Source organism: Streptomyces marokkonensis (genome assembly GCF_039539045.1).
In the GTDB taxonomy this organism is placed as follows: domain Bacteria; phylum Actinomycetota; class Actinomycetes; order Streptomycetales; family Streptomycetaceae; genus Streptomyces; species Streptomyces marokkonensis.
The window spans coordinates 1-7,696 of the sequence record NZ_BAABCQ010000250.1; the positions used below are offsets into that span (position 1 = coordinate 1).

A 7,696-nucleotide genomic window follows, 5' to 3' on the forward strand; every position below is an offset into this window, starting at 1 on the left:
GTTGGACAGTGTCCGTTCGGACTGCGCCACACCCATGAAGCTCACCCTTTTTCCTACGACCCGGCCGCGCGGTGCTCACCGGAGACGGTAGAACCGGACCGCGGGGACCTGGCATCACACACACTGCTAGTACTGCGGCCGGTTGTTCACCTGATGTGACGGCGGGTGCCTCGTCGCTCCCTTCGCGGGACTCAGTGCCGCGCGCTGCGCGCGGGACCGGACGGGCACGGGGTGCGCACGTGCTGTCAGACCGAGGGATATGGGCGTCTTCTTGTCCGCCCTAGCATCGGCTGCACATCCCAGACAACGAGGTGCACCAGGAAGGGTGGCAAGTTCGTGGCTGAAAACGACACGATCACCATTCGCGTTGACGAGCGGATCGAGCAGGCAATTGCCGCCCTGACCCGCGGTGGCGCGTCTGCCACGGCGGCGATCGAGCAGGCGATCCTGGAATCGGCCAGGCGCGCCGCGCCGGCCGCTCCCACCGAGGCCATGCCTGACAGCATCGACTCCCGGACGCTGAGCGTGCGGCGGATGTTGACCCGTGATCAGCTGCAGGAGTTCGCCGAACGCGGCTACATCGTGATCCGGGACGTCGTGCCTCCGGACATTCTGGCCGCGGCCAACGCGGCGGTGGACGACCAGCTGCGCATGCATCCGCCCGAGGAAGGCCACGCCGGACCGCACTTCATGTTCCCGAAGTGGGAGGAGGAGCCGGCACTCGCGGCGCTCCTGCGTGACACCCAGGCCTTCTCGCTCGCCGAAGAACTCACCGGTGACGGCGCCATGGAATATCCGTGGCAGACGCAGATAGCGATGACGTATCCGCCCTACACCGACGACCGGGGAATGCCGCACATCGACGGCGGCATGCGCCGGAAGGCCGATGAACCCCCGCGGACATTCACCGTGCTCGCCGGCTTCTTCCTCACCGACCAGGACGGCGACGACACCGGGAACCTCTACGTCTGGCCGGGAACGCACCGTGCTCACGCGAAGTACTTCCGTGAGCACGGGCCCGACGCGTTCACCTCCTACCCGGACATCAAGCTGCCCGAACGGGAGCAGGTACGCGGCCGCGCCGGAGACATGCTGCTGAAGCACTACATGGTCGGCCACAACGTCGGCAGCAACAGGTCCGACTCCGTTCGGCGCACGGTCTACTTCCGGCTCAAGGTCCGCGGGCACGACGCGACCTGGCGTCAGATCCTCCAGAACCCCTGGCACGATTTCACTCCGCTGCGGCCGCTGGTGTCCGCTTTCGAAGACAACGACGATTCGGGCCAATAGGATCCGCGGTCGGATTCGACAGCCGGCAGGTTTCCGACCTGCCGGCTCGGCTTTGCCGGACGCGTCATCCCCTGGTTCGACGGCGCCGCACCATCCACCTTGTCAGGCGACATGCATTGGATAACCTCCCGATATGAAAGCGATCATATATTCGTCAATCGGCAAAAGTGACGTTCTCCGATTTGTCGACCGGCCTGTGCCCGAGCCGGGTCCCGGTGAGGTTCGGGTTCGTGTCGCGGTCTCCGGGGTGAACCACTCGGACTGGAAGGGCCGGCAGTTCGGTCACCGCAACGGCACCCTGATGTTCCCCGAGGTGATTCCGCACAACGACGGCAGCGGAGTGATCGACGCCGTCGGAGCGGGCGTCGACCGGGAACGGATCGGCCAGCGGGTGTGGGTGTGGGAGGCGGCGTACAAGCGGCCCCACGGCACTGCCGCGGAATGCGCCGTCGTCCCGTCCCGCCAGGCGGTCCCTCTGCCGGCGAATATCTCGTTCGAGACCGGTGCCTGCTTCGGCCTCCCGGCGGTCGCCGCCCAACGCTGCCTGCTCGCCGGGCAGAAGGGCCCCGACCGTCTCGGCTCCGGCGCCCTGAGCGGGCGGACCGTGCTGGTCGCCGGCGGCGCCGGAGCCGTGGGGCATACCGCGATCCAGCTCGGCGCCTGGTCCGGGGCGACCGTGATCGCGACGGTCAGCGGCCCGAAGAAGGCGGAACTGGCCCGCCGCGCCGGCGCGGCGCACACCGTCGAGTACCGGTCGGAGACGGCGGAGTCCGACATCCGCGCCATCGCGCCGCAGGGGGTGGACCTCATCGTCGAGGTGGCGGCGACCGAGAACATCGCCACCCACTTGGAGGTCCTCGCCCCGAACGGCACCGTCGCCGCGTACGGCACCGAGGGGGACAGCGTGCTGGCGTTCCCGACCAAGAAGGCGATCGGTCGGAACCTGCGCTTTCAGTTCGTGCTGGTGATGACGCTGTCCGCGGCCGACAAGGACCTCGCGTCGGCCGACATCACGAGGGCGGCGGCCGACGGGGCACTCGCTGTGGGAGAGGAAGCCGGGCTTCCGATCCATCGGTTCCCGCTCCAGCGCACCGGCGAGGCACAGGACGCCGTGCAGGCCGGCATCCTCGGCAAGGTCGTCGTCGAGATCGGCTAGCCGACTGTCAGCGTGAAGGATCCCCCGGAGAGGGACGGACGGATGTACGACAGCGACACGTACCTGCGGCGGCTGGGGTACGACCCCGCCGCCGGCAGACCGGCCGCGGATCTGGCGACCCTCGGCGCACTGCACAAGCGGCATATGGAGACCGTTCCGTTCAACAGTGCGGGCTCGCTGGCTGTGCCTGCTCCGAGCGGCAGGCTGGTCGATCTGGTCGACTTCGACGAGGACGCGACGTTCGATTCGGTGGTCGCGGCGGGCAACGGCGGCGGCTGCGTCCAGATGACCCGGCTGTTCCTGCGGCTGCTGCGCGACCTCGGGTTCGATGCCGACCTGATCGCCGGCACGACGGCGGAAGGCCGCCAGTCGTACGGCGTCGAGGTCGAGCACATGCTCATCCTGGCCCGCGTGGACGGCGGGTCCTGGCTGGCCGACATCGGGTACGCCGGGCCGTCGTTCGTCGAGCCGCTGCGCCTCGACGGCGCCGTCGGCAATCAACGCCAGTACGGCTGCCGGTACCGGCTCATCCCTGGCCGGGACGGTGTGTCGCTGCAGCGCCGCCCCAGGCTCGGCCAGTGGAGCACGGTCTACGAGTTCACCACGCACGTCCGCGACCGGTCGGACTGGGCGCCGGCGGAGAAGGCGATCAACGCCGCGCTCGCCGCCGGCGGCGGCGGCGAGCTCTACAGCCGAGCGGTCCCCGACGGCCAGGTGGTGCTGAAGGGCCGCCGCTATCTCACCGTCCGGGCCGGCATCGAGAAGACCCGCACCGTCACCGACGACGGTGACTGGCACGCGTATCGCAGCGCCATCCTGGCCGGCGAGGTCGACTGACAGACAATGAGGAGAAGGCATGCGCCGACGAATTGCCCGGTCGGAACGGATGTACGTCAGCGAGATCAGGACACAGGCGCTGCAGATCTGCGTGGTGCGCGGCGGCGTCGACGCCGGGATTCTGGACGCGGCGTTCACCGCTGTCCTCGCGGAGGCGCCAGGTCTGCGCAGCCGTCTGGAGAAGGACGGCGACGACTACTACCTCAGCCTGCTGGAGCCGAGCGAGCTGCCGCGTCTGCACGTCCGGCGCAACGAGCCCGGTGCGCGACTTCAGGAGTACAACAAGCCATTGCACCTCGGTGGCCCGCTCGCGCGTGCCGTCCTGCTGACCGGCACCGACGAGGACGTCGTGATGTTCGGCGTCGACCACGCGATCTCTGACGGCCGCAGCGCGACCGCGTTCTGCAACCGGATCTGGCAGCGTTACATCGACATCCAGTCCGGCAGCTACTCGGCCCCGGAGCCGCGGCAGCAGGAGTGGCCGGCGCCGCTCGAGGACTGGCTGCCGCCGCGCAGCGATGCCGAGCTGGACGCCTACGTCCAGGAGCGGCTCAAGCGGGCCGAGGGGGCACCGGTGGCGTCTTTGCCGTTCCGGGCGGCCGGGTCCGTCCCGCCGGTGCCGGCGGAGAGTCTGATGACCTCGCGCAGGCTCCGGCTGACCGAATCGCAGACCACTGGTCTGCTGGCCTTCGCCAAGCACACCGGAGTATCGGTGAACGGGTTGGTCGCCGCGGCACTGTTGGCGGCCGTGCGCGCCGGCCTGCCCGAGGAACTGGCCGACCACCGGCTGTCCAGCTTCTGCACGGTCGACCTGCGCAACCAGTTCGCGCCGGAGCTCAGCCACGAGGCGATGGTGCCCATGGTCTCCTGGTACCGCGATCTGCTCCACGTGCCCGCCGACGCCGACCTGGTCAAGCTCGGCCACCGGTTCAGCACCGAGTTGCGCGCCGGCATCGAGCGGGGTGACGCGGCGATGGAGATGCAGGCACTGGACCGGTTGCTCCCCCACCCCCAGCTCTGGCCGACCAGCCTGGTGCTCACCAACGTCGGAAGAATCGACGGGCCGCCGTCGCCGAAGGGGCTGAAGATCGTCGACATGACCAAGTTCCCGCTGTCCAGCCGGTGGGCCCCGGAGCGCGGTGCGGGCCCGTTGCTCGCGTCGCCGGCAACGATCTACGGCCGGTTCAGCATCGAGATGCCGTACAGCACGCAGTGCTTCACGACCGCGCAGATGGACTCGATCCACGACCACGTCCGCGATTCGCTGCTGGCATGCGCTGATCGGGCCCCCGGTTCGCGGCGCTAGCGCGTACGGGCGGCCGGATGCCCTCCGGCCGCCCGTGAACACGCCGGGATCAGTAGCGCACGGGCAGACGCAGTGCGCCCAGCACCGGGGTCTTCAGCCGTACCGGAACCTCCTGCAGCGGCACGTCCAGGGCGAGTCCGGGGATGCCGAGCACCAGCGCGGTCAGCCCCTCGGCCAGGACGAGCCGGGCCAGCCGCTGTCCGACGCAGGCGTGTACGCCGTATCCGAAGGCCAGGTGGGCGGAAGCGTCCTGGCTCAGGTCCAGCCCGTCGGGACAACCGAACTTGGCCGGATCACGGTTGGCCGCCGGCAAGGCGACCGTCACCGTCTCCCCCTCGCGGACCAGTTCCCCGCCGAGTTCCACATCGGACAGTGCGGTCCGGAAGATCTGGAACTGGTTGACCGAGGTGTACCGCAGCAGCTCCTCGACCATTTTCTCGATGCCGTCGGCGACGCCGCTCCGGGCGGCCGAACGCAGCCTGTCGAGCTGGTCGCGGTGGTGCAGCAGCGCCAGCAACGACGACGCGAGCGCGCCCTCGCAGCTGGCGAAGCCCGCCGCGAAGACGATCAGCAGCATGTTGGTGATCTCGCGGTCGGTCAGCTCGGGGTCGGCGGCCAGCCGCCCGGTGACGTTCTCGCCCGGCTCGACCCGTGCCTTGCCCACGAGGTCCAGGAGGTAGTGGTACGCCCGGGTCCCGGCCTCCCGCTCCGCCTCGAGGCCGACCTCGTCGTCGGTGGCGCTGTCGCTCAGGGCGGACAGGACTGGGCTGCCGGTGAACGGGACCCCCAGCACCTCGCACAACACCCGCAGCGAGAGCGGCCGGACGTACGTCGGCAGGAGGTCGACCGGTGAGCCGTGCTCCCGTACCTGGGCGAGCTGCGCGGCGGCCAGCTCGGCCACCCGCGGGGCGTACGCCGCGGTGGCGCGGGCACTGAACTCGCTGCTGAGCAGATTCCGGTAGCGGGTGTGCTCCGGCGGATCCATGTGGATGAACCCGCCCGGCACGATGGGCACGGAGGGGAAGATCTCGCCCTTCTTCGTCACCGGGGCGTGGGTGGTGTGGAAGCGGTGGCTGAACGCCTGGCTGCTGAGCACCTCACGCGCGAGCTCGTGGCTGGTGGCCAGCCAGCCGACGTGACCGTCCGGATACACCATCCGGGTCAGTGGCCGCGTCCGGACCAGCTCACCGAGCACCGCCGGCGGATCGAACGGTTCGGTGCGGTCCCAGTGCCGCAGATAGGAGATCGGTTCCGGGATTCCCTCAGTCATCTGGTGACATCCTCTGTTCTGGACCGGGTTCACCGGGTCGTGCCGGATCCCTGGTTCGCGGCCTGTGCCCGAAGCGCTTGCCGGTCCACCTTTCCCGCAGCGCTCAGCGGCAGGGCAGCCAGCAGCAACAGGCGTTCCGGGAACTTCCGCGGCTCCATCCCGGCCGCGGCGAGGTGGGCGGTGATCTCGGCCAGACTCAGGTCGGCCGAGGTGGCGACGCAGGCGCAGACGCGCTCTCCGTACAGCGGGTCCGCCACCGCTACGCAGGCGACGTCGCGGATCGCGAGATGCGTGATCAGCACCGACTCGACCTCCGCCGGGCTGATGTTGAGGCCGCCGCGGATGACCACGTCCTTGCGGCGTCCGACGATCCGGAGTCGGCCCCGGTCGTCGATCAACCCGAGATCTCCGGTGCGGGTCCATCCGTCCGGGGTGCGCAGCGAGGCGTCCAGCTCGGGGGAATTAAGGTAGCTCATCGGCGACATCGGGCCGCGTGCGACGACCTCGCCGGTCGCTCCGTCGGGCAGCTCGGTTCCGTCCGGGTCGACGATGCGGATGTCCGCGACGGCGGGGTCGGGACGGCCGACCGTACCGTCGTAAAGGGCGAGACCGCTGTTGCAGGAGACGCCGTCGGCCGAGCCGTACAGCGAGACGACTGTGCAGCCCAGGAGCTCCTCGGCGCGCCGCGCCGTGTCCAGGTCGAGCGCGGCCCCACCGAGTACCGCGGCCTGCAGGGAGCTGAGGTCGGTGTCCTGGATCTCCGGGCGGTCCAGCAGCATGCGCAGCATCGTGGGCACGCCCAGCAGGTGGGTGGGCCGGGTTTCGGCGATGGTCCGCAGCGTCCCGGCAGCGTCGAAGGACGGCCTCAGCACGAGGGTTCCGCCCAGGGTTGCGAGGGTGACCGGCGTCCCGCTGGAGCCGAAGGCCGACGCCAGCGGGACGAGGAACAGGTTGCGCATCGTGGCCGGGGATCCTCGGTGCAGGCCGGCCATCATGACACCGCGGCCACCGGCCAGCGCGTTGTGCGAGTACAGGACCATCTTCGGTTCCGCCTCGGACCCGGAGGTGACCAGGATCCGTGCCGGTGCGTCGGGGTCGAATTCCCGCGGCACGAACTCGTCCGCGGTGGCGGCGGCCAGGGCCTCGATCGGCACACAGTCCGGCGTCTCGGCGGCACCGTCCCCGGCGACGATGACGGCACGCAGCATCGGCAGGGCGTCGGCATGTTTCCGGATCCGCTCGGCGCAGGGATAGCCGTGATGATCGGCGACGGTGATCACCGCGACCGCCTCGGAGCGGCGTAACAGGCTGACCGCGTCCCGGTCGCCCCGGCCGAGCGGAAACGGCAGTACGACGGCGCCCACCGCGGCGACGGCGAGGTCGACGGCACACGCGAGACGGGCGTTGGGCAGCTGGACCGCCACGACGTCGCCAGGGACGATGCCGAGCTGCGCCAGTCCCGCGGCCAGGCGCCGGGCTGCCTGGTCCAGTTCGCCGTAGCTGACCGTACCCTCGGCGTCCAGCACGGCCGGCGCCTGAGGCGTGCGCTGGACGTGGCCACGGAACAGGGAATACAGGTCCTGGCCCGGGTAGTGGCCCGCGGCGGCCCAGGCCCGGCGCAGGTCGGCAGAAACATGGTCGGTATACCGGGTTGAGGTGCGGTTCACGAGACCCTTCCTGGTCTGAGCCTGACCGAGATCCATCCGGTCCCCTAGACCCGGGAGGCGGGCCGGGTCAGTGCCGCGCGGGCATCGGCCCGCAGCCGGACCCGATCGGGATTGCCCCAGCCGGTCGTCGGCAGTTTCCGGCGGATGTCGATCAGGCTGGGGACGTAGGT

6 protein-coding genes are annotated in these 7,696 nt (G+C 69.9%); 4 read left to right on the forward strand and 2 right to left on the reverse strand.

From position 1 onward, the window contains the following. Positions 1 to 336: 336 nt before the first annotated feature. From ABEA26_RS33765 to ABEA26_RS33780, 4 genes are all read left to right on the forward strand, one after another. Positions 337 to 1,290, forward strand: coding sequence for a phytanoyl-CoA dioxygenase family protein (locus tag ABEA26_RS33765; protein WP_345597583.1), 954 nt, complete (start codon positions 337 to 339; stop codon positions 1,288 to 1,290). Between the two features lie 133 nt (positions 1,291 to 1,423). Beyond that, complete coding sequence (locus ABEA26_RS33770) at positions 1,424 to 2,446, forward strand: NADPH:quinone reductase (RefSeq protein ID WP_345597585.1); 1,023 nt, start codon at positions 1,424 to 1,426, stop codon at positions 2,444 to 2,446. A gap of 42 nt (positions 2,447 to 2,488) precedes the next feature. After that, positions 2,489 to 3,283, forward strand: a complete 795-nt coding sequence (locus tag ABEA26_RS33775) for an arylamine N-acetyltransferase family protein (RefSeq protein WP_345597586.1) — start codon at positions 2,489 to 2,491, stop codon at positions 3,281 to 3,283. Positions 3,284 to 3,302: 19 nt separating this feature from the next. Next, positions 3,303 to 4,589, forward strand: a complete 1,287-nt coding sequence (locus tag ABEA26_RS33780; RefSeq protein WP_345597587.1) for a phthiocerol/phthiodiolone dimycocerosyl transferase family protein — start codon at positions 3,303 to 3,305, stop codon at positions 4,587 to 4,589. A 49-nt stretch (positions 4,590 to 4,638) separates the two neighbouring features. On the opposite strand, the gene ABEA26_RS33785 is transcribed toward ABEA26_RS33780, so the two are convergent. Together ABEA26_RS33785 and ABEA26_RS33790 are read right to left on the reverse strand one after the other, a co-directional pair. Continuing rightward, the gene (locus tag ABEA26_RS33785) at positions 4,639 to 5,859 is read right to left on the reverse strand and encodes a cytochrome P450 (protein ID WP_345597588.1); all 1,221 of its coding nucleotides are present in this window, start codon (positions 5,857 to 5,859) and stop codon (positions 4,639 to 4,641) included. Between the two features lie 29 nt (positions 5,860 to 5,888). Continuing rightward, on the reverse strand, positions 5,889 to 7,526 hold the full coding sequence (locus tag ABEA26_RS33790; protein ID WP_345597589.1) for a class I adenylate-forming enzyme family protein: 1,638 nt from the start codon (positions 7,524 to 7,526) through the stop codon (positions 5,889 to 5,891). Positions 7,527 to 7,696 lie beyond the last annotated feature (170 nt).

Bases quoted from the DNA above. Each gene is read 5' to 3' on its own strand.
- ABEA26_RS33780 (WP_345597587.1), top strand. From the start codon at position 3,303: ATGCGCCGACGAATTGCCCGGTCGGAACGGATGTACGTCAGCGAGATC.
- ABEA26_RS33770 (WP_345597585.1), top strand. From the start codon at position 1,424: ATGAAAGCGATCATATATTCGTCAATCGGCAAAAGTGACGTTCTCCGA.
- ABEA26_RS33775 (WP_345597586.1), top strand. From the start codon at position 2,489: ATGTACGACAGCGACACGTACCTGCGGCGGCTGGGGTACGACCCCGCC.
- ABEA26_RS33785 (WP_345597588.1), bottom strand. From the start codon at position 5,859: ATGACTGAGGGAATCCCGGAACCGATCTCCTATCTGCGGCACTGGGAC.